The organism is Eubacterium sp. Marseille-QA0814 (assembly GCF_965119675.1).
GTDB lineage: Bacteria > Bacillota > Clostridia > Lachnospirales > Lachnospiraceae > Eubacterium_G.
In genome coordinates this window covers 2,289,210-2,311,770 of the sequence record NZ_CBCPMG010000001.1, presented here as the reverse complement: position 1 = coordinate 2,311,770, position 22,561 = coordinate 2,289,210, and the positions used below count along the sequence as shown (strand labels likewise).

The following is a 22,561-nucleotide window of genomic DNA, read 5'->3' as shown; positions in this document are numbered from 1 at the left end:
TTATTATTTTAAAAGAAGAATGATTAATAGGGCAATTACGAATCCGTAAATAGCTGTTGCTTCGGCAAGGGCACATCCTAAAAGAAGTGACTTACTGATTTTTCCTTCTGCTTCAGGCTGTCTTGCAATTGCATCACAAGCTGATGCTGTTGCTTTACCAATACCCATACCTGCTCCAATACCTGTTAATACTGCAATACCTGCTCCAATTGCTACTAATAATGATGTTGACATAATAATTTCTCCTTTACGTTTTCAAATTTGTTTTTATTTTTTATTTTTATTCAGTTGCTTCTTTTATAAATAAGGATGTTAGGAATACAAAAACATATGCCTGAATCAATCCATCGAATATATCGAAGTAACAACTAAATACTGCCGGTAAGAATGCCGGAACTACAATTTTTAATAATTCCATGATTACAAATGAACCTAATACATTACCAAATAGTCGCATACAAAGTGAAAGTGGTTTAATAAATACCTCTAACACATTAATTGGTAAAACTATTGGCATAGGCTCTGCGAAACTTTTCAGCCATCCTTTAGTTCCTTTTTGTCTTACTCCTGCCACCTCTATAAGGACTATACTCATGACTGCCAGTGCCACTGTAACATTCATATCCTTTGTTGGTGGTTTAAACCCTATTAAACCAATAAGGTTTGCAATTCCTATGTAAAGCACAACTGACATAAGATAAGGAATATATGCTGTTCCATGTTCTCCTATGGTGCCTTTAAAGAAATTGTACAGTCCCTGAACTGCTGTTTCCAAAACAATTTGTTTTCTGCCCGGGTTTTCTACTTTTAAATTTCTAACAAGTAGAACACATATGAGCAAAACCGCCAGCATGATTATCCAAGTTACTACTACTGATTCGTAAATTGGAATGCCGCCAAAAATTGGAATCGTGAAAACAACATCGCAATTCAGCTCTTCTAATAATCTGTTAACAATGTCATTCAACAGTTTCACTTCCTTTCATGACAACTTTTTAACTGCCACGTATTATAACTCTTTTCTTGGGAATATGTAAAATATATCTTTAATATATTTACTATATCATTTTAGTATGGTATTGTATAAAAAGTACATATATATTTAGAATGATTATACATTTATGGTAATTTTATACATTAGTCAAAAAATTCCTAAAAAAATTTAATTTTACTTAATTTTTTTAGATCGTCATTTAATTAGACACTCTTAAATACTTGTATAATATGGAATGGTTATATGGTTGTTTTCCATATTCTTATAATATATATTTGTATGATATCTTTATATGCTTTGAAATATTATAAGGTTACAATTTATTTTTCATTTAGATTTTCACTTAGGAGGTTAGACATGATTACTTTTGATTATTATAGAATTTTTTATTTTGTGGCAAAATACAAAAGCTTTACTAAGGCTGCGGAAGTTTTACAAAACAGCCAGCCTAACATAAGCAGGTGCATGGGGAACTTAGAGCAGGAACTTGAATGTAAATTGTTCATGCGCTCTAATCGTGGCATTATTTTAACGCCTGAAGGAAAGAAACTGTACAAACATGTTTCCATTGCCTACAAACACCTTACTTTAGGTGAAGAGGAGCTTCATCAGGACAAGACTTTTGAAAAGGGTATTATTACAATTGGTGTTAGTGAAAACGCTTTGCGACTTTTCCTGTTAGATAAACTTGAAATTTTTCACGAACAGTTTCCTAATATTAGAATTCGTATTTTTAATCACTCTACACCGGAAGCCATACGTGCCATGAGAGCAAACTTAATTGATCTGGCAGTTGTCACCACTCCAATGTCATTAAAAAAGCCTCTTGAGAAAATTCCTTTAAGTAAATGTAAGGAAATTCTTATTTGCGGTCCTAAGTACAGTTACCTTACAGACACAGCCAAAAGTCTTAAGGACTTAACAGAAATTCCTTTAATCAGTTTATCTGAAGGTACAGGAACTTATGATTTGTACAATAAGTTCTACATAGCTCACAGCGTACCTTTTACTCCTGATATGGAAGTTGCTACTACAGACCAGATTATTCCCATGATTACACATAATCTTGGCATTGGCTTTTATCCGGAAGATTTGGCAACAGAACTAATAGAAGATAAAAAAGTCTTTCCTATTAATATTGAAGAAAAACTTCCTATTAGAGAAGTCTGTTTGGTTAAAAATAAAAGTAGTGCCATGAGCACCTCGGTTCAGAAATTTTATAACTTCCTAAGAAATTCTGTTTCATAGAGAAAAAATTTCTTAGAACAAAGAATGGTCCCTGCCACATTTTACGCGTTAGGTGCATGCCCGTTTGAAACTATTTTTTATTACACAAAAAACGCAGGTTTGTAAAAATAATTACATTCCTGCGTCTTAAGAAAGGCTTCCTATACGATGCCTTTCTATATCTTCTTATAATATTTATATTTCTTTGTGCTGTATAGGTAGGACAACTGTAACTGTTGTGCCTTCGCCTAATGAACTTTTTATTTTCAGTTCATATTGATTCTCGTATATTAATTTAAGTCTGTCACGTATGTTATTAATTCCAATTCCTGTAAAATGTTCTGACTTTCTACTGCTCTTACCGTTTTCAAGTTCATTAACCTGTCTTTCATCCATTCCAACACCGTTGTCAATAATTTCTACAATAAGTTTTTCTGCTTTTTCTCTTACACATACAAAAATTTCTCCATTTTGTCCCTCAGGAAATCCATGGAAGAATGCATTCTCAATAAACGGCTGTAAAATCATTTTAGGAATCATTAACTGGTCCGGTTCGTTTATGCTTATAAAAAACTCTGTTTTGATTTTTTCGCCATATCGGATCTCGTTAATATACATGTAGTTTTTCAGATTTTCTATTTCTTCTTCAACGGAAATATATTCATCTGACTTGCTTATTGTACTTCTAAGCAACTTAATAAATGCATCAATTGCTTTTGTTGATTTTACAGTATCACCCTGCATAATCAACCATTTTATGCTGGTTAATGTATTGTAAATATAATGAGGGTTAATCTGCATTTGAAGAGCATGTATCTCAGCCTGTCGTTTTTGCTTCTGTATCTCAATTATGCTGTCAACATAATGGTTGATATCATGAAGCATTCTGTTATATGACTTTGCAAGCTCCTGAATTTCTCCATCACCTGTCACTTCCGCATATTGATTAAAATCACCCTTTGCTACATAAGACATTTTTCTTCCAAGCTGTCTTAATGGCGACATGGTTCTTCTAATTAAAATATAAATTACTAAAAGAACTGCTCCTGTAATTATTGCAATGTACCACATCAAAGTTGAAATATTATAAAGACTTTCAATGGCCTCATTTGCATCTACCGTAAAGCACAAACTGTAATCCACGTATGGAATTTTTTTACACAAAACCATATTAGTCTTTGCGTTTTTCTCCATTTTCTCAACAGTGATTTCTTTTTCAAGCATTTCGTTTGTTATCTTTTGTAGTTCTGTATCTGTTTCTCCTATTTGATATTTATCAGTAGATGAGACAATCATGCCATTGCTGTCAATTATGCTAATACTGTTGTATTGGTTTTCACCATATCTATAGAAGTTATCCAGCTCACTATCAGGTATTAAAATCACACCATAACCATACAACTTATTATTCATATCTCTTAATGCCTTTACTCCTAAAATTATGGAGCTTGACTTAGTTGCATAAGTAAAACCTTCATCTACATAGCTGTAACATAACTTTCGGTTGTTTTTTCGTGCTTCATTAAAAACTTCATTTTGTTTAATTTCTTTCCAGTCTTTTGTAAGCACATCATTGTTATTTACAGAGATTTCTCCCTCTTTTGACACAAGCAGGACCGTTGTTCCGCTAAGCTTACTTTCGATTGCATTTTGAAAAGACTTCTGCATGTTATGCATTGCAACAAATTTATCTGCTAATGACGAATTCTTTCCTGAGTAATACATATTTATGTCATAACTTGTGGAAATATTGTCAAATGTTTTTTCAATACTGTCAAAATATTCTTCCAAATCTTCCTGTATTTTCTCAATGTTTTTTTCCTGTGAATCTCCATACACTTCACTGAAAAAGTCTTTTGAAAATTTATTTACAAGGAGAATATTAATCTGACTAATTAAAACAACACCGATAATAATTGCTGCCATTATTTTAATAATAAGGCTGCCTTTTCTCTCCTTTAAGCCTTTTTTTATACTGTCCCTTTTATGGATTTTTTCCTTACCGCTTAGCACTTTCTTGTTCTGTATCTTTTTATTCCATGCCTTCTCACTGTGCATTTTTTCATTTTCTCTATTCATATTTTATTCCCTGAATATTTATAATATATTCTTTTTATACATATTGTAATAATTTTGTTTTTTATCTGAATCGTCTTCTGTACACACTTGGTGTGTACCCTGTGGTTTTCTTAAATACACGACAAAAATAACTATGATCTGAATATCCAACCATTGTACTTACGTCTGAAATAGGTATATCTTCCTTCTTCAAAATTTCACAGGATTTTTCAATTCTGATTTTGTTTAAATAACCACTGAAACCTTCCTTATTTTTGGAATTAAAATATGATGATAAATAGTTGTAATTATAATTAAACTCTTTTGCCAGAGAATCCAAATCCAATGGTTCCATGTAATGTTCCAAAATATGCTTTGTTATTTTGTTCATTACCCTGTCGGTACCTGTCATGTTTTCAGCAAAAGCCTTTTTTATTTCATCTAAAATTTCATCCAGCTTCTTTAAAAAATCAGTAACATAAATAGTCTCTTCTATTTCTTTAAAATACTTACGTCTCATAGGTTCAACATCAATGTCATATTCTTCTAGCATAATAATAATGTTGTAAATAAAGTTTTTAGCCTTATTCTTGATTTTCTCGCAATTGTCATGAGCCTTGGCACATTTTTCAATATAGCCACGCATTTTTCCTATTGCTGTATTGTATTCACCATTTCGCAAATCATAGGAGAAATCATTATAATCAAATTTGGGAATTTCTTTCTGGATTTCCTTAGAATATTCCATATTCAATATTGATTTATTGTCATAATAAAAGCCGCTGTTTATCTGACTTTCCACCTGTAAATAAATTTCTCTTACATCCTGTATATTTTCAAATCTTTTGCTTAAAACAAAAAATCCCTTAGGCTTAACATTTTTTACCCTTTCAGCAATCCTAGATAATTTTTCCAAAACACCGATTTCGTAAACAATATCATAATTAAAAACGTATATTAAATTTCTGTTATCAATAACTGTTCTACCAAATATGATTCCTGCTTCGTTCAGTGTTTTTCGGATTTCTTTTCTGATTTTTGCTACATAATCGTTATCATTTTCAAATGCATAATTTATGTCAACTGCAAACATCCTATATGTATTTAGTTTTGCAAATTCAGGGAAATCCTGTATGTTCATGGAATCTGAATAACCTGCTATGTACCACTCTAATGCATGATTCAAATTCAAATTGCTGTTACCTGACAAACTAAATCCCGGTATGCTGTCTGCTGCTCTCTTTAAAGCTTCCAGAAAAACCTCTCCTGTTAATGTAGGCTTTAAAATATAATCCATTGCCCCGTTTTTGAGAGTTTCCTTTACATAGCAAAAGTCATCAAAACCACTTAGAACAATAATCTTTATGTCTGGATATTTTTCATGAACTTCCTTTGTAAGTTCCACTCCGTCCATTACCGGCATTACAACATCCATTACAACTATATGTGGTTTTAATTCCTCAACCATAATAAGGGCTTCCTTACCGTTGGTGGCTTCACCAACGATAAGAAATCCCTCTTTATCCCAATTAACTAAATGTTTTATTCCCTGTCTCATAATGTACTCATCATCGACAATTAATACTTTACATAAGTCTGACATTTTTCACTCACCTTTTCTAACTTCTTTGCTTTGCAGGTGATATGTTGAATTTAAATTCGTGAACTTTTGACTTAGGAATTGTATATATTTCCTGAACTGGTGCGCCCCAACTGTCGTCACCACCAACTCCCATTTGCTGTCCTAAAACACGTACCCAGGTGTAGCTGCTTTGTGGAAGTTCTTCTATATGCATTGCGTTTTCAAGTTCTGCCGCACTGTATGGTAATACACTTCCCTCAATTGGTTTATCCACATAAGAGAATCTGATTCCTTCTTGTGTTTTATCTGTAATTTCCATATATCTTATGCCTGTTCTGTTACCACATTCCTGAGGTATTAAATAGGAAGACATATTGTCTGCTGCTGTAGTTTCATAAACTCCAAGCTTTGCACCTTTGTTTCTGTCCTGATAATTTTCTTCAGGTCCATTTCCAAAATATTTTACATTAACGAATTCTTTTGGTAATTTAAATTCCATACCATATAAGGGCATGCGGACGAAAAGTTGGACTGTGTAATGCCTGATATGTTATGAGGTACACACAAGAACAAATATCGACAGCACTTGTATTGTTAAAAGCCACAGGATCACCTGATAAAGTAATCCAGATCTTAGGTTATCCATCTTCACCGATGCTTTATCATTGGCGTAAAAAATATCCTGAATATTACGATGTTCCAAATCAAAAACATTGGAGACAAGCTCCAACTGAATTGAAACATAATGTAATTAAACGTTGCCTTATTAAAGGCGAGCCTGTAAAATTAGTGGCAGAAGAAATCGGATACACACCTTCCTTGGTATATAAATGGATTAGGGAGTATCGGGAGAAGGGATGTTTTCAACCCATGAAAAAAACTACTGCCAACATTAATGTAAGTCCAAACGATATCACATCTGCAGAAGATATCAATGAGCTCAAAGCTCAGATGCTCGATATGCAGATGGAAATAGATATTCTTAAAGAAACAATCAATGTATTAAAAAAAGACCCCGGCATCGATCAGACAGCTCTCACAAATCGGGAGAAGGCAGTGATAATCGATGCCTTGAAAAATAAGTATTCACTGCTGAATCTTCTTAAAAAACTTAAACTTGCAAAAAGCAGCTATTATTATCAAGAAAAAACCATTTATGCAGAAGATAAATACTCTGATCTTCGCAAAAGAATCATACAACTGTTTCATGAAAATCGAGATATATTTGGTTATCGAAGAATTCATATGCTGCTTCATCGTGAAGGTATAAAAGTTTCTGAAAAAGTGGTTCGCCGTATTATGAAGCAGGAAAAACTAATTATCAGACGAAAACGCAGACAGAAATATAACTCCTATAAAGGTGAAATAACACCTGCGGTGGAGAATGTTATAGATAGAGATTTCCATGCTACAAAACCGAATCAGAAATGGCTTACTGATATCACAGAGTTTTCTATCAAAGCAGGGAAAGTATATCTTTCTCCGATAATTGACTGCCTCGATGGTATGCCGGTGAGTTGGACTATAGGCACTTCTCCAAACGCAGAACTTGCCAACACTATGTTAAGGAATGCTATTGCTACTCTTAAAACAAACGAAAAACCTATCGTACATTCTGACAGAGGATGCCATTATCGTTGGCCAGAATGGATACAGATAATGGAAGAAGCAAACCTTACACGATCCATGTCCAAGAAAGGTTGTTCGCCTGATAACTCTGCATGTGAGGGCTTCTTTGGTCATCTCAAAACAGAAATGTTCTATGGACATAACTGGGATGAATATAGCATTGAAGAATTTATCCAGGAGATAAATGGCTATATGCGTTGGTATTGCAAAGATAGAATTAAATCAACACTCGGAGGACTTAGTCCTCTAGATTATAGAAGGAGTATAGGCATAGCGGTCTAAAAAAATGTCCGCATGCCCTAAAGGAATTGAAAATTCGTCCTCACCTTTTAACTTGAAATCTACGTCTATTGAGCCATCTCCATATACCAAATATGAAATTGTACAGCTCTTTCCTTCTATTGGAAGAACATAGTCATATGTTATTTTTATGCCCTCTTCCAACTCATCTTTTGCAAATCCTGTACACTTTGCAGTTTTTCCTGCTTTGTCCCATATAGCATATTGGAAATCTAAGCCACAACCTTTGTCATTGTCTGTATATGCTCTTACAAATGTTGGCTTAGGTGCCCTTGTAATGTATTCCTTATCTGAATATACAAGTGAAATAATTCCTGCTTCCTGCTTTGAGAACATGGCAAAGAAATCATTTCCTCTAACACCGATATTTACATCTCCATTAATAACTTCTAAATTGTTAATGGCTGTTTTTTCAGTGTTGCAGACACCCTCAAAAACATACTGTTCCTTAGCAATTTCAAAGCCTTTTTCAGCCCACTTTTCATCACCTTTTAGCTGTATAGACATATTATAAATATAATCTTCATTTCTTGTCAAACCTATAGTTTCAGGTATGTTTAGCTGAAAACGTTTTTTCTCTCCCGGTTCCACATCAAAAGAATATTCTTTCTTACAAATGCTTGTTTCCTTTTGGATTATTTCCAATACAAAAACATATTTGTTAGTATTTGTAAACAAATTCTGGTTATCTATTTCTATTTCATTCTCAAAAATGTTCATCTTGATATTCTGATATAAATATTTTACTTCCTGAACCTTTGGTGAAGGAGTTCTGTTTGCGTAAATTATTCCATCTGTACAGAAGCAGTAATCTGTTGCCCGTTCACCAAAATCTCCGCCGTACTTTAATACCTTCTTACCGTTTTCTTCTACTTCAATTGCCTGATCAATATAATCCCAAATGAAGCCTCCCTGGTACATATCATATTTGTCTTCCAAATCTGTGTACAAATGCATGCCACCACATGAATTTCCCATGGCATGTGTGTACTCGCAGTTAATGTATGGTTTCTTTGGATTGTTTTCCAAATATTCAACTACATCCTGAGGTTTTGCGTACATTCTGCTTTCCATATCAGTAATATGGTCAAACTCTCTATTCCAAACTACACCTTCATAATGTACTAATCTTGTATTATCTTTGGCATGTAAATATTTAGATGTTGCCTCTAAAACAGTTCCTGCATAAGACTCATTTCCTAAAGACCACATAAGTATTGCAGGATGATTTTTATCTCTTTCGTACATTGACTGTGTTCTGTCGAGAATGCACTCTTTCCATTCATCGTGACTTCCCGGAACATTCCATGACGGCTCAATTACACCCATTTTCTGCCATGAGCCATGGCTTTCTAAGTTAGTTTCATCAATTAAATAAATCCCGTATTCGTCGCAAAGTCTGTACCATAAACTCTGGTTTGGATAGTGTGAAGTTCTTACAGCATTAATGTTATTTCGTTTCATAAAATTAATGTCGTAAATCATTTCTTCCTTTGTAATAGCTCTGCCTTCAGTAGCGCTAAACTCATGTCTGTTTACACCTTTGAAAATAATACGCTTGCCGTTTAGACACATAACTTTGTTGATTATTTCAAACTTTCTAAAGCCGAATTTTGTAAATGCAACTTCTACTACTTCATTATTTTCATTGTATAAATAAACAATTACTTCATATAAATTTGGTTTTTCTCCGCTCCAAGGAGCAATGTTTTCAACTTTTGAGGATAATTCAAATTTGTCCGTTGTGTTACCCTCAAATAAAGTTTCTACTTCTCCATTTGGATTTTTTAAATCTATTTTATATTTATTACCTATAGCACCTGTTATAGTAATTTTTGTGTTTAAATCGCCTGTGTGATTTTTGTAATCATAATCAGATTTCAAATCAATGTCGTATACGTGACTTTTTGGAAGTCCCTGTAAATAAACATCTCTGAATATGCCTGAGAATCTCCAAAAATCCTGATCTTCAATCCAGCTTGCGCTACTTCTTTTGTATACTTCCACTGCAAGTTTATTGTTTTTTTCCTGTACAAAATCTGTTATGTCAAATTCTGATGGTGTAAAAGTATCCTCAGAATATCCCACAAACTCTCCGTTTACCCAAACATAAAAAGCCACTTCAACACCCTGGAATGAAAGAATAATATTTTTATCCAAAAGGCTGTTATCCAGGTCAAAATATTTTACATAACTTCCAACAGGATTATATTCTTCTGATACCTGAGGTGGACGCATTTCCTCTCTGCCATCCCAAGGATACATTGTATTAATATACTGACATCTGTCGTACCCCTGAAGCTGAATGTGTCCCGGTACATTTATTTTGTCAAATTTTTCTGTGGAAAAATCCATTTTATAAAAGTCTGCCATTCGCTCTGCCGGCTTATTTGCGTAAGCAAAGTCCCACTGACCGTTCAATGACTGAAATAAACTGCTTTTATTATTCTTGTAGGCTTCTTCACTTTCATATACAAAGTGGTCAGAATGTGCATCCATTCTGTTTACACGAAAAACTTCCGGATTGCTTAGCCAGTTTAATTCCGGTTTTAATACTGATTTTTTCATTTTTACCTCCGCTCCATATTTTTATATTTATACTAATATGGATTACAGCTAAAATTTCTTTTAACCATAATCCATATTATTGTGTTTTTTATGTTCTTTTTTAACCTTTTACTGAGCCTGTCATTCCCTGTACAAAATTCTTCTGCATTAAGAAGAAGATTAATGCTGTTGGGATTGTTGCGATTACAACTGCTACCATCATCATTCCATAATCAGGTGTGTATGATGAACCTAATGCTGAAAGAATAAGTGGTAATGTTTTCTTTTCAGGTGACTGTAAAGAAATTAATGGCCACATGTAGTTGTTCCAGCTTGTCATAAATGTAACAATAATAGCTGCTGCGTATGTTGATTTCATTGTTGGAATGAAAATCTTTGTGAAAATTCCAAATTCTCCAAGTCCGTCTAATCTTGCAGCCTCAACCAAATCTTTTGGAAATGTCTGAGTGTTCTGACGGAAGAAGAAAATTAAGAATGCCGTTGCTATGGCAATAATAATTACTGATCCCGGTGTATTAATTCCAATCCAGCTTAATATTGGAATTGTATTAAAATTACCAAATAACTGGAATAATGGAATCATTAATGCTGCAAAAGGAATCATCATTGAAACAAGAATAACACTAAATACTCTGTCTCTTGCTTTTGACTTGTATACTTCAAAAGCATATCCTGCTGCAGATGAAATAATCATTGCAAGTGTTGTTGTAACTACTGCGATTATAATTGAGTTCTTAAATGCTCCAAAATAATTTAAGTCTGATGCAATTAATGACTTAAAGTTCTCTACAATATGACTTCCAATCATTAATGTGCCTTTTGATACATCTACAGACTTGTTTGTAGCTGCCACAATCATCCAATAAAATGGGAAGATTGAAATGATACTTAATATAATTAATATAACGTACTGTAAAATACTCATTATTTTTTTCTTAGTCATTCTTGTCACCTACTTTCATTTGGATAAATGACAATACAACTACCAAGATAACTATTACATAAGATATAGCTGATGCATATCCGAAGTTTGAGTTATATTTAAACATTGTATTGTAAATGTACTGTGATATTGTAATTGTTGCATTAGCCGGGCCACCGTCTGTGATGTTTACAACTTCATCGAATAACTGTAATGTACCTATTGTTGAGTTAATTGTTGTAAATAAAATAATTGGCTTAAGCATTGGTAATGTAATATATCTGAATCTTGCAAATGCTGAAGCTCCATCAATCTGAGCTGATTCGTAAATTGAATCGTCAATTCCCTGCATACCTGATAAATAGAATACCATATTGTATCCTGTCCATCTCCATGTAATGGCAATGATAATTAAAACCTTTGCCGCTATAGGATTTGTAAGCCACTGAATTGGTTCACTTACAAGATGTATGTTCATAAGTATTGAGTTAATAATTCCATCTGTTGCAAATAAACTTTTGAAAATAATGGAATATGCTACCAGTGATGTTACACATGGTAAGAAAATTGCTGTTCTGAAAAATCCTCTGAATTTTAACTTCTTATTATTTAACATTGATGAAATTGCAAGTGCTAAAAGAATCATTATTGGCACCTGAATTATCAAGTATAAAACTGTGTTAAATAATGCTTTTTTAAATGTTTCGTCTGTTAATAATCTTTTATAATTATCCAGTCCCGTAAAAGTTAAGTTACTTCCCATTCCTGTTTTTAATGATAACAGGAATGACTGTACCATTGGGTAAAATACAAATATAAGTATTAAAATAAATGCCGGAAGAACAAATGCCCATCCTTTTCTATTTAATTTGGGACTCATCCCACTGTTACGGGTAACTGCTTTATTTCGTTTTTTTAGTTTATCCATTTTAACGCAGCCTCCTTTATCTACTACCTTCTGTTTACTTCTTCACACATGTTTGTTTAATAAGTATTGGTTTCAAAAGCAAACCCGATGTCCACATAATGGGAAACATTCTTGTGAATATCGGGTCACTTCTGAGTCTTGTTTTTTAGATTTTTAAATTAGTTTATCTTAAGTACCGTAAAATTTACTGTACTGCTGATTCTACTTTGCTCTGATATGATTTTAATGTTGAATCCATGTCAGCTCCTCCAACGATTGCTGAAACAGCTTCTGTCATCATATCTTCAATTGCATAAGTATGAACTCCATAATTTACTGTTGGAACCTTTTCTGTCCATGATCCAAGGTCACCGAAAATCTTCTGGCCACCGAAGTATTTATCTTCTTCTTTGTATGCTGCACAATCTGATGATGCATTTAATGTACTTACTAAGCTAATATCTTTTGCAAGTGAGTTCATAAGATCTGTGTTGCTACCAAATGTTTTTGCTAAGAAATCAGCTGCTAACTTGCTGTTACCTGTATTCTTTAATACATACCAACCTGCACCACCAATTGATGAAGCATTAACTGATGATGAGTTTGAACCCATCTTAGGGAATGCTGCTACAGCCCATTTTCCACTCTGGTCTTCTGCTGCCTTAATTGAAGGAGCAATCCAGCAACCTGTAATAACTGAAGCTACGTCACCATTGTTAAATGCACCTACAAACTGATTCCAGTCTGAAGTCTGCTTTGTAATGCCTGCGTCTACTAAATCTTTGTAAATCTTAATTGCATCTTTTAATGCCTGATTGTTTGAAATTGTTACTTTTCCGTCCTTGTCTGTATACCAGGCACCTGCACTCTGTAACATCATACGAATCTGACCTATGTCACTAGGATCAAGTGTACACATGTACTTGCCTGTCTTTTCTTTTACTTCCTTACCAATTTCAATGTATTTTTCCCAAGTGATGTTCTGTAAATCTTTTTCTGAATATCCTGCCTGTTTTAAAATATCTGTTCTATAGAATAATCCTGCAACACCACTGTCAAATGGAACGCCATATACTTTTCCATCAAGTGTGTTTACACCTGTTTTATAATTTGCAAAATTGTCATTATTAACAACTGATGATAAATCATAAAACTCATCCTGATATGACTGTAAGTATCCCTGAATTCTGTAATCTTCAATAAGAACTACATCTGGAAGACCGTCATAAGATTTTGATGAAAGACTTGTATTTAACTTTGCAACAATGTCATCCTGTGCCATTGTAACAACTTTAATTTTTACATCCTTATCAATTCCTTTGTAAATTTCTGCTGCTTCCTTTGCTGCCTTAATGTTAAAATTCTCATCCCAAGCCCAAACTGTAATAGTTTTGCTATCCTTTGATGAGCTGCTCTTACTTCCTGAGCTACTACCACATCCTACCATTCCCAATGTCATAACTGCTGCCATTGCAAATGCTACAACTTTTTTTAGTTTCATAAAAAATTTCCTCCTTACAATTTTTTTATTCGGGTTTCTTTGTAATTCAATAGTACCATAGTAACATTTTCACAGTTAGGACATAGTTCAGTGTAATTTATACAATTTTTAAAATCTTTTAACATTTTCTTTGTGCATTTTTTAATTTTTTTGGACTATTTTCAGTTAATTTGTACTATTTTTATTTGAAACGGTTCAAAAACCCTATTCCACTTCTTCCATATAATAAAGTCTGGAGTCAAAATCTTTCATAATCCTTGTATCTCCGTTTACTCCTATACCTGCAAATCCTTCTTTCAGATTAACACCTGCTTCATTTAAAAGACTTCCGTATGCAATGTAATCTTCAGTTTCACCTTTTACAAAATTTTCTGCTACAAATGAAACTTCATCTTTTGATAAATTCTCATTACTTTTAATTTCATTATTTTCGTAGACAAAATGTCCCATATCTTTTTTGTTATGGTACACCGGGCGGTTATAGAAATGATATTCCTTATTTTCAGCCAAAGCTTTTGGTCTGAAATTTAAGAACTGATCATTTGGTTTAATAATTTTTCTAAACAACATACCAACAGCCTTTTTCTTATCTGCACTTACACAAGTCCACTGATATACATTGTTAAAGTCACTGTCCTGTGAGTTCTCGTAAGGACTCTTTCCTCTGTAGAATTCTCCAAACTGTAAGACTTTTCTCCACTTCTTATATTCTTCTATTTGCTTCTTAATTAAGAATAGGTCTTCCTTTGACATTTTTGTCAAGTCACATTCATAACCTAATACTCCAAAACAGGCAACATTATATCTTGTATCAATTGGAGTTGTTCTTAAAGTCTGGTGATTTGGACATGCTGAAACATGTGCTCCTACTGTACTCATTGGATAACCATAGCTGTATCCGTTTTGAATATTTACACGGCACACTGCGTCAGTGTCATCGCTTGCCCAAATCTGTGGAAAATAGCATAACATTCCAAGGTCGAATCTGTTTCCGCCACCGCAACAGCCTTCAAATAAAATTTCAGGGAACTTCTCTGTAAGCGCTTTTGTCATTTTGTAAAAACCTAAAACGTATCTGTGTGGCACTTCACCCTGACTTTCATAAGGCAAACCTGCTGAATAATAATCCGAGAATATTCTGTTCATGTCCCACTTAACATAAGAAATATTTGCACTACTTAAAATATTGCTAATTTCCTTAACCATATAGTCCACAACTTCATTATTTGTTAAATCAAGCATACATTGATTTCTGCCTTCTGAATGTTGTGCATTAGGATTTTCCAATACCCAGTTAGGATGTTTTTTGTAAAGTTCACTGTTTTTATTAATCATTTCAGGTTCAATCCAAATACCAAAGTCTAAACCTATTTTATTAATTTCATCAACTAAATGAGCAAGTCCATTAGAAAGCTTGTCCTTATTTACATACCAGTCTCCAAGAGAACTTGTATCATCATTACGTTTTCCGAACCAACCGTCATCCATTACAAACAATTCTATGCCAATATCTTTTCCTGCTTTTGCAAGATTAATAAGTTTCTCCTCTGTAATGTCAAAATAGTTTGCCTCCCAACTATTTAATAAAACAGGGCGTTCTTTGTATTTCCACTTGCCTCTTACAATATGCTCTCTTACAAATTTATGCATATTCTGACTCATGCCGTTATAACCTTTTTTAGAATATGTTAAAACACTTTCAGGTGCTTCGAATTTCTCTCCCGGTAAAAGTCCATAACTCATTGATTGTGGATTAATTCCTGAAACGAATCTTGTTTTATTAAAAGAACATACATCCATTGCTTCATAATGGTTTCCACTATAAATTAAATTAGTTCCAATACACTCGCCAAAATCTTCTGTAGTCTCTTCCCTTGAAATCATAACAAATGGATTTGCTCTGTTAGATGAAGTTCCGGCATATGAATAATTAGCAAATCTGCCAGCAGCTACTTTTGTATCATGTCTGTTCATTTCATTTGCCCATGAGCCGTTAAATGTTGTCATTACATAATTCATGCCAAACATATCAAGCTGCATGCTCATTAATCTTTTTATATTTACTTTTTCCTTACCTTTATTTATTAAAACTGTGCTTCTTGTAATAACATCGCAGTTTTCATAAACATAATAATGTAATTCCATTACCAAGTCATTATCCTTTAAAGTAACTGTCAAATGGTCCACATTACCATCTTCGTCATAAGAACCGGGCAATGTTTCAAATGGCTGCTTTCCCCATGATATTTCTGAATCGGCATAAGTGAAATCATTGGTGAAGCTACCGTCTGACTTAACAACTTCCACAAAAGGTTCCCTTACATCACCTTTTCCATAAGAAGACATTTCAAGTCTTATGTTTTCCAAAGAATACTCCATTGTTTCCTGATTATATGCAACCGTATTACCAGGCATAAAGTTATGCTGTTCAATTAAAGGTTCCATGTTTTCAATTGCGATTTTCTTTCCATAGTATAAATGTTCAAGATGCCCTGTTTTCAAAACTCTAAAGGCATATGTAGTGTTTTTAGTATTTAAAATAAATCCGTTTTCTAATTTTTTAATCATATCTTTTCCCTGCACTTTCCTAAGTTATATGTGTTCGTTTATTACATAGTGTCCTAAGATTATTTCATTCTTTCATATCTTTTCTCATCTGTAATATACATACTTATCTCCTTACTACTTTTACATAAATTTAGTTTGGTATCAAAATACCTCAATCTCAAATTAACCCGATTTTATTTGTTAAGGAAATTGTATCATTTGACTTTTATTTTGTTAATTTAATATCTTAAGGTGAATTTGGATTATTTTAACTTTTATATAAAATCCTTTTAGCCCAATTGACCATTTTCGTATTACAATTGTATATAAGGTGAAGGGAGATAAAAATTAATGAGTACTCAAGAATTTGAAGAGAAATATTACAGATACAAAGATACCCTTTTTAGAATTGTCTTTACATACGTTAAAAATCAAAGTGATGCTCAGGACATTCTACAGGAAGTATTTACCAAATTGTACTGTAATAAGAAAACTTTCGAAACAGACGAACACGAAAAGCGATGGCTTATTAGGATTTCCATTAACCTATCGAAGAATCATCTTAAATCTTTTTGGAATAAGAAAAGAGATTTATTTGATAATGAGATTTTTGAAACCGGCAACGTTTCACATTCAAACCATAACAAGGGGAATGAGTTGCTGGAAATGGTTCTGAACCTACCGGAAAAATGCAAGGGTCCAATGTACCTACACTATTATGAAGGATATACCTGCAGGGAAATTTCAGAAATACTTAATGTAAAGGAATCTGCAATTAAGATGAGGTTAAAAAAGGGACGTGAGCTGTTGCGAATGGATTTAGAGGAGGATTAGTATGAACATTAAAGATTACAAAAAAGTTTATAACAACTTAAAAACTTCTACCTACATGGACGAACAAATTCTTAATTCTGTAGAAGGAAATCACAAAACAAAGAAAAACTGGAGTTTTTCAAAAGCTGCTGCTGTGGCACTTGCCTGCATTGCATTATCAACAGGTACAGTTTCCGCCATTAGCTACGCACTTCACATGGATTCCCATGTAAAAGACAGCGTTGTTCAAACCGAAACAAAATCAGCTGCTGAAAAATATCTTATTGAAAATGGTTTCGACACACTTTATTCAACAGGAAAAGCTAATACTGTTGCAGATAAAAACAAAGGTATTTCCATTAAATTGCTTGAAACTGTTGCAGACCTAAATCAGATATATGTATATTTCAAAGTTGATTATGGGAAATACAAAGACCAGTTAAAATGCCCTGCTAAATATGCTAAATATAACAAGGGCATTCCAAACATAGATCCACTTTATGAAATTTATGCAATAGACAACAATGGCAAAAAACATGGGCTATCCTTTGCCACAGGTGGTAGTGACTGGCACATTGTAAATGAAGACGAGGGTACCTACGGTATAACAGTAAGCAACGAACATCATTATGATATTAAACAGATGATAATCGAATTCCAGGGATTTGATGTTAGTAGCAACACTATTGCAGAAGACACTCCTTTAATTAGAGGTAAATGGGTACTTAAATGGAATCTAAAATACGGAACAGCAGGGATTAAGAAAACTGTCAATAAAGAAATTAATCTTGGCAAAAATTATAAAAATGCTAGTTTTACTATCAAAGACATAACCATTACACCACTTTCATACGTTATTAATTACAGCTATGATAGCAGAACAAAAAGTATTAAAGCTTTATCAAAAGCTTGTGATGATCTTCTTATGGGTAGTCTTTCTACAAATTGTAAAGATATTCCTATTTATTTGCATCTAAAAAATGGGAAGAAATATTCTAATCTGATTTCCTATACATCAGATTCATATAATCCTAAAGATTCTACATTTATAGGATACACAGGTTATATTGGGGGATTTGAAAATATTGAGTCTATTGAATTACCTGGGGGAAATATTATTAATCTAAAATAATATTGAAAAAAACAGCTAGGTTGTGATATGCATAAGAAATTTTATAATTTCTGCATACCATATGCCGTAGCTGTTTTTTTCAATTTATGGTTAATTGTTTGAAGTTACTATCTAACCATGTTCTAAAATGATATTACTTCTTCATTTTAACTTTTTTAACACTACTCCACTTTCCTTTAACTTTCTTATTTGATTTCCCAATCTTGTAAGCTCTTACCTGAATGAAGTATTTTTTGCCTTTTAATTTTTTTAGTGTAAATGAAGTTTTGTTTTTGGCAATTGTTTTAATTTTTGCTTTCTTCATTTTTTTGTTTGTAGCATATCTAACCTGATAGCCTTTAACACCTTTTATTTTCTTCCACTTAACGCTAATCTTTTTACGGCTAAGTTTCTTTACAGATACTTTTTTAACCTTGCCCGGTTTTTTAACTTTTGTTGTCGGTTTGTTGCCGGTTGTAGTTACTTTGTCACCTGTAGTTGTCTTTGGTGTTGTTGTTTCAACATCTCCTGCTGTTGTTTCGCTTGTTGATGTTTCCTGGTCACCTGTTGTTGAGTCAGGTGTTGATACTTCCTGGTCATCGGTTGTTGAGTCAGGTGTTGATACTTCCTGGTCACCGGTTGTTGAGTCAGGTGTTGATACTTCCTGGTCACCTGTTGTTGAGTCAGGTGTTGATGTTTCATTGTTTCCTGTTGTCACATCTGAAGTTGCAGGTTCAGTTGTCTTTTCAACTACTGTAAATTCTTTTGTCATTTCACCTTCATATAAATCGCTGAAAGTAATTACAACTTCGTATGTACCAACCGCTTTTACTTCATCCACTGTTTTACCTGTGGCTTTGTCGCGATATGTTACTGTGTAGTATTTCTGGTCAATAGGATTATTTTCAACATCAACTACTGTAACTGTAGGTGCAATCTTTTCGCCTGATGCTTCAAATTTGTCATTTGAAATAATAAGTTCATTTGGATGGCTAATTGTTCTCTTGTTAATATAACCACAAGAACATTTTTCTTTGATTACACCGTTTTCTGTTAATGTTGCAGGTGTCATTTCTACTACTTCTGAATATTTGTGTTCATGATTTTCTTCTGAATCCTTGATAACTTCATTACCTGTTCCATTTGTTATTCCTTTTGACTTAAAAGCTTCTTCAGTAACTTTTCCTGAATTGTATACTTTTTCAAATGTTACACCATCGTCACTGGAACCACAAATTCCACCCACATATTCATATCCATCAACACTTCCATTGTTAATACAATTACTTATTGATGAGTTGGCTGTAACTGCTAGAATTCCTCCCCCAAGACTTCCAGCTTGTACATCTCCGCTATTAGTGCAATTATCAATATTACAATTATATATAATACTTACAATTCCAGCTGCTAAATCTGTAGAAGTAATTTCGCCATTGTTAGTACATCCTTGAATGATTTCTTTCTGATCATAATATCCCTCGTCATCTCTGCTATTACTATAACAAATTCCAGCTGCACAGTTATTTGCTTTTATTTTTCCATAGTTTGTGCAATTTATAATCTGTGCCTGAAGAATACTACCTACTATTCCTGATGCTACATACTCATTATCAATAATATTACCATAGTTACTACACTTTTCTACTTTAGTGTTATTTGCAGATACACAAATACCTGCTACCCCCTCTGCATTAGTAATATCCCCCTTATTTGTGCAGTTTTTAATTTCACTATTATTTATTGATGCTACAATTCCTGCAGCCTCATATGCATCTGTTATATTACCTGTATTAATACAATTCTCTATATGGCAATTTGACGCTGTGTGTACTAAACCTGCAATATTAGAATCATTCGCTGAAAAATCACCATTATTTTCACAGTCTGTAATATTACTATTGTTTGCCTTAATAGCTAAACCTGCCACATATGCATCACCGAAATTTACACAATCAACATTATTAATACATTTTGAAATGGTACATGTATCGATTGTTTGTATCGCTGCCACATCACTTCTGGAAGCTTTCACATTTCCCTCAAATGTACAATTCTCTATTGTAGAATAATACGCATATTCTGTAAGGTAATAAATACTCTGTTCACATTCACCCTGAACTTCAATTTTTAAATTTTTTAATGTACTATTACCAATACTATCATATAAACGGCATGGTATTCCTTCTATGTTTACGTTTGATATTGTGTGGTTATTTCCATCTAGCTTTGAATTTAATAAAGATGCACCCTGTAAAATATTATCATCATCTTTGTAATTATCTGGGAACTTAATATCAGCATTTAATTTTCCATTTATTCCTAAACTTCCCATCTGTAAATACATTAATAAATCTTCAAAAGAATTAATCTCAAAGCAATTATCCTTAAGCTCCTGAATTTGATTCTTTGTTAAACCACAGTTTGTACATTTATCATCCACATAATTGTGTTCTAGCTGTGGTGATTCACTACCTTTCTCAAGAACCTCATTACATATCAGGCATATTGTATCGCCTGTGTAACCTCCTTTAAAACATGTTGCGTTTGATTCGTTATAATACTTTATAATATTGCTTCCTGACAGATTACTATGAATGCTGGGAATTGTTTGTCCGGCTTCCTGATTCCCATCATTATTAATTTCGCCACATTCACTACACTTCAAGTCATAAGAATAACCTTCTTCAGTACATGTTGGCTCCTTATGATTTACCTTCACAAATACATGTTCGCCTAAACCTTTTTTTTCATTAATTTCCTTATGTACATAACCACAATATTCACATTCAGACACTATTTTTTCATAATTTGTACAAGTTTTACCAATTGTATAACGCTTTGAATAACTATGGTCTGATTGGGGTTCAATCTGTTGTCCTTCACTAATAGTTTTTCCACAATCTTTACACTGTAAATCTCCTGTATATCCACCTTCTTCACATGATTTAATAGTTCTGTTCACAAATTTCTTTCTTGAATGTGCACATTCCCAAGATATTGTATATTCTCCATATTCATCACTAAACGGTCCTACCACAAAATAATATGTATGATTTTTTTTAAGATTTCCTATAATCTTAGGTGCACTTTCCTGACCACCATCATCATTTTCCTTTATGCACCCTTCCAATCTTGCATGATTGTTATTTTCAAGTTCTTTTATTCCATTACGAATAATTTCATCATTAAAACTTTCTTCTTCAAAAAGATATCCATAGCTGTCCCAATCTGTTTTATTACTACAGGTTATTGCATAGTATCCATCTTCATCAACTTTAAATTGAAATACCTGGAAAGGATTTTGTGCTGTTGTTTTCATGCTATATTCTTTTCCATAAACTGCATTATTAACACGTCCACAATTTACACATACATCATCCTTATATTCATGAGATTTTTTTGCTATAACACTGCCTTCCTGTACCTTTTCACCACACCATTTGCAGTTGTAGTCTCCTGTATATCCATCTACATAACATGTATTTTCAGTATAATTTTCAGGTTCGTCCTCTTTTTTGTGATCTACTATATCTGTTTCTTTTCCTTCTTCTAAAACTTTTTTACATAAAGGACAGATTTTATTACCACTAAAGCCTTTGCTCTTGCAGGTTGCCTCAATAAATGTTTTCTTATCTATAACAGCCTCTGCGTGATTTCCCGGTTCTACCATGATTCCTTCATCTAAAATTTCACCACAAACACCACATGTAACTTTTCCTGTAAAACCACCTATTGAACAATCTGTTATTGTTCTATTTTCCACAATTTCTTTTTCTTCCGGATGAGAACACTTATCATATTCAATTATATATGGACGATCTAAATTCCCATAGCAGTCATTCCATGTTCCTTCAAAATATACTTCTACCCTTGTTTCACTTAATGTGCTTGGTTCACCTTTTTCCCAATTAGTATAAGTAAGTTCACTACCATCAATCCATTTAAATTTTGATATATCATTTTGATTTCTCTCTAAACCAATCCACATTCTGGTATCCCCTTGCTTTGATTTTTCCAGATAGTGTACAACGATATTATTTTCCTCTTTGGATGATATACAAATTAAATAACCACCCTTATTTTTTGCCTCTTTCTTTGCAGTGCTATAATTCACACTACTATTAACAAATTCATAACTATGACCTGTGTTTGGATCATACGCCACCTCATCCCCATAAACAATTTCCTGTTTTGTTTCAGTTCCTGTTTCCTCATCAGCATAAGCCGTCTGAGTCATTACCACATTGCTTCCTAATGCCATTATTAAAGACATTGAAATACTTATTAGCTGTTTCCATATTTTTCTCATATCGTCCTCCTTTTTGATAATTCTCCCATTCTTGTGTAAGCACAAATGGGGCATTCCTAAAGTCTACACTTCTTGTAACACGGATTGCTTCGT

At 33.2% G+C, this 22,561-nt stretch carries 15 protein-coding genes; 4 read left to right on the top strand and 11 right to left on the bottom strand.

Features of this window, described 5'->3' with window-relative positions:
• Window positions 1-3: 3 nt before the first annotated feature.
• Window positions 4-234, bottom strand: coding sequence for an ATP synthase F0 subunit C (gene atpE, locus ACQY63_RS10690; RefSeq protein ID WP_022165329.1), 231 nt, complete (start codon window positions 232-234; stop codon window positions 4-6).
• Between the two features lie 46 nt (window positions 235-280).
• Window positions 281-967 carry a F0F1 ATP synthase subunit A gene (locus ACQY63_RS10685; protein ID WP_022165328.1) on the bottom strand — a complete coding sequence of 229 codons (687 nt, stop codon included), beginning with the start codon at window positions 965-967 and terminating at the stop codon, window positions 281-283.
• Between the two features lie 384 nt (window positions 968-1,351).
• Between ACQY63_RS10685 and ACQY63_RS10680 the strand changes: the two genes are divergently transcribed.
• Window positions 1,352-2,242: a LysR family transcriptional regulator gene (locus tag ACQY63_RS10680; protein WP_412336314.1), complete on the top strand. Its 891-nt coding sequence runs from the start codon at window positions 1,352-1,354 to the stop codon at window positions 2,240-2,242.
• Between the two features lie 174 nt (window positions 2,243-2,416).
• Here the strand turns inward: ACQY63_RS10680 and ACQY63_RS10675 are convergent, their stop codons facing one another.
• From ACQY63_RS10675 to ACQY63_RS10665, 3 genes are all read right to left on the bottom strand, one after another.
• Window positions 2,417-4,300 (bottom strand): sensor histidine kinase, encoded by a 1,884-nt coding sequence (locus ACQY63_RS10675; RefSeq protein ID WP_428245220.1) that lies wholly within the window; start codon window positions 4,298-4,300, stop codon window positions 2,417-2,419.
• A 61-nt stretch (window positions 4,301-4,361) separates the two neighbouring features.
• Window positions 4,362-5,882, bottom strand: coding sequence for a response regulator transcription factor (locus tag ACQY63_RS10670; protein ID WP_428245219.1), 1,521 nt, complete (start codon window positions 5,880-5,882; stop codon window positions 4,362-4,364).
• A 16-nt stretch (window positions 5,883-5,898) separates the two neighbouring features.
• Window positions 5,899-6,360, bottom strand: a complete 462-nt coding sequence (locus ACQY63_RS10665; protein WP_428245218.1) for a beta-galactosidase small subunit — start codon at window positions 6,358-6,360, stop codon at window positions 5,899-5,901.
• Between the two features lie 53 nt (window positions 6,361-6,413).
• Here ACQY63_RS10665 and ACQY63_RS10660 point away from each other — a divergent pair, with 53 nt between their 5' ends.
• Entirely contained in the window at window positions 6,414-7,772 is a 1,359-nt protein-coding gene (locus ACQY63_RS10660) for an IS3 family transposase (RefSeq protein ID WP_412622787.1), read from the top strand.
• Here ACQY63_RS10660 and ACQY63_RS10655 read toward each other — a convergent pair.
• From ACQY63_RS10655 to ACQY63_RS10635, 5 genes are all read right to left on the bottom strand, one after another.
• Window positions 7,737-10,358 (bottom strand): glycoside hydrolase family 2 TIM barrel-domain containing protein, encoded by a 2,622-nt coding sequence (locus ACQY63_RS10655; protein WP_428245217.1) that lies wholly within the window; start codon window positions 10,356-10,358, stop codon window positions 7,737-7,739. The two genes, ACQY63_RS10660 and ACQY63_RS10655, sit on opposite strands and share 36 nt — an antisense overlap.
• Before the next feature lie 100 nt (window positions 10,359-10,458).
• Entirely contained in the window at window positions 10,459-11,301 is an 843-nt protein-coding gene (locus ACQY63_RS10650) for a carbohydrate ABC transporter permease (RefSeq protein WP_022165324.1), read from the bottom strand.
• Window positions 11,294-12,160, bottom strand: coding sequence for a carbohydrate ABC transporter permease (locus ACQY63_RS10645; RefSeq protein WP_412336437.1), 867 nt, complete (start codon window positions 12,158-12,160; stop codon window positions 11,294-11,296). Before ACQY63_RS10645 ends, ACQY63_RS10650 begins: the two co-directional genes overlap by 8 nt.
• A gap of 232 nt (window positions 12,161-12,392) precedes the next feature.
• Window positions 12,393-13,688: an ABC transporter substrate-binding protein gene (locus ACQY63_RS10640; protein ID WP_428245215.1), complete on the bottom strand. Its 1,296-nt coding sequence runs from the start codon at window positions 13,686-13,688 to the stop codon at window positions 12,393-12,395.
• 204 nt (window positions 13,689-13,892) lie between these two features.
• A complete protein-coding gene (locus ACQY63_RS10635) occupies window positions 13,893-16,256 on the bottom strand; it encodes an alpha-galactosidase (protein WP_428245214.1) in 2,364 nt (787 codons plus the stop codon).
• Window positions 16,257-16,586: 330 nt separating this feature from the next.
• Between ACQY63_RS10635 and ACQY63_RS10630 the strand changes: the two genes are divergently transcribed.
• Together ACQY63_RS10630 and ACQY63_RS10625 are read left to right on the top strand one after the other, a co-directional pair.
• A complete protein-coding gene (locus ACQY63_RS10630; protein ID WP_022165320.1) occupies window positions 16,587-17,069 on the top strand; it encodes an RNA polymerase sigma factor in 483 nt (160 codons plus the stop codon).
• A gap of 1 nt (window position 17,070) precedes the next feature.
• Entirely contained in the window at window positions 17,071-18,180 is a 1,110-nt protein-coding gene (locus ACQY63_RS10625) for a hypothetical protein (RefSeq protein WP_022165319.1), read from the top strand.
• A 133-nt stretch (window positions 18,181-18,313) separates the two neighbouring features.
• Here the strand turns inward: ACQY63_RS10625 and ACQY63_RS10620 are convergent, their stop codons facing one another.
• Window positions 18,314-22,468, bottom strand: coding sequence for a lectin-like protein (locus ACQY63_RS10620; protein WP_428245213.1), 4,155 nt, complete (start codon window positions 22,466-22,468; stop codon window positions 18,314-18,316).
• Window positions 22,469-22,561 lie beyond the last annotated feature (93 nt).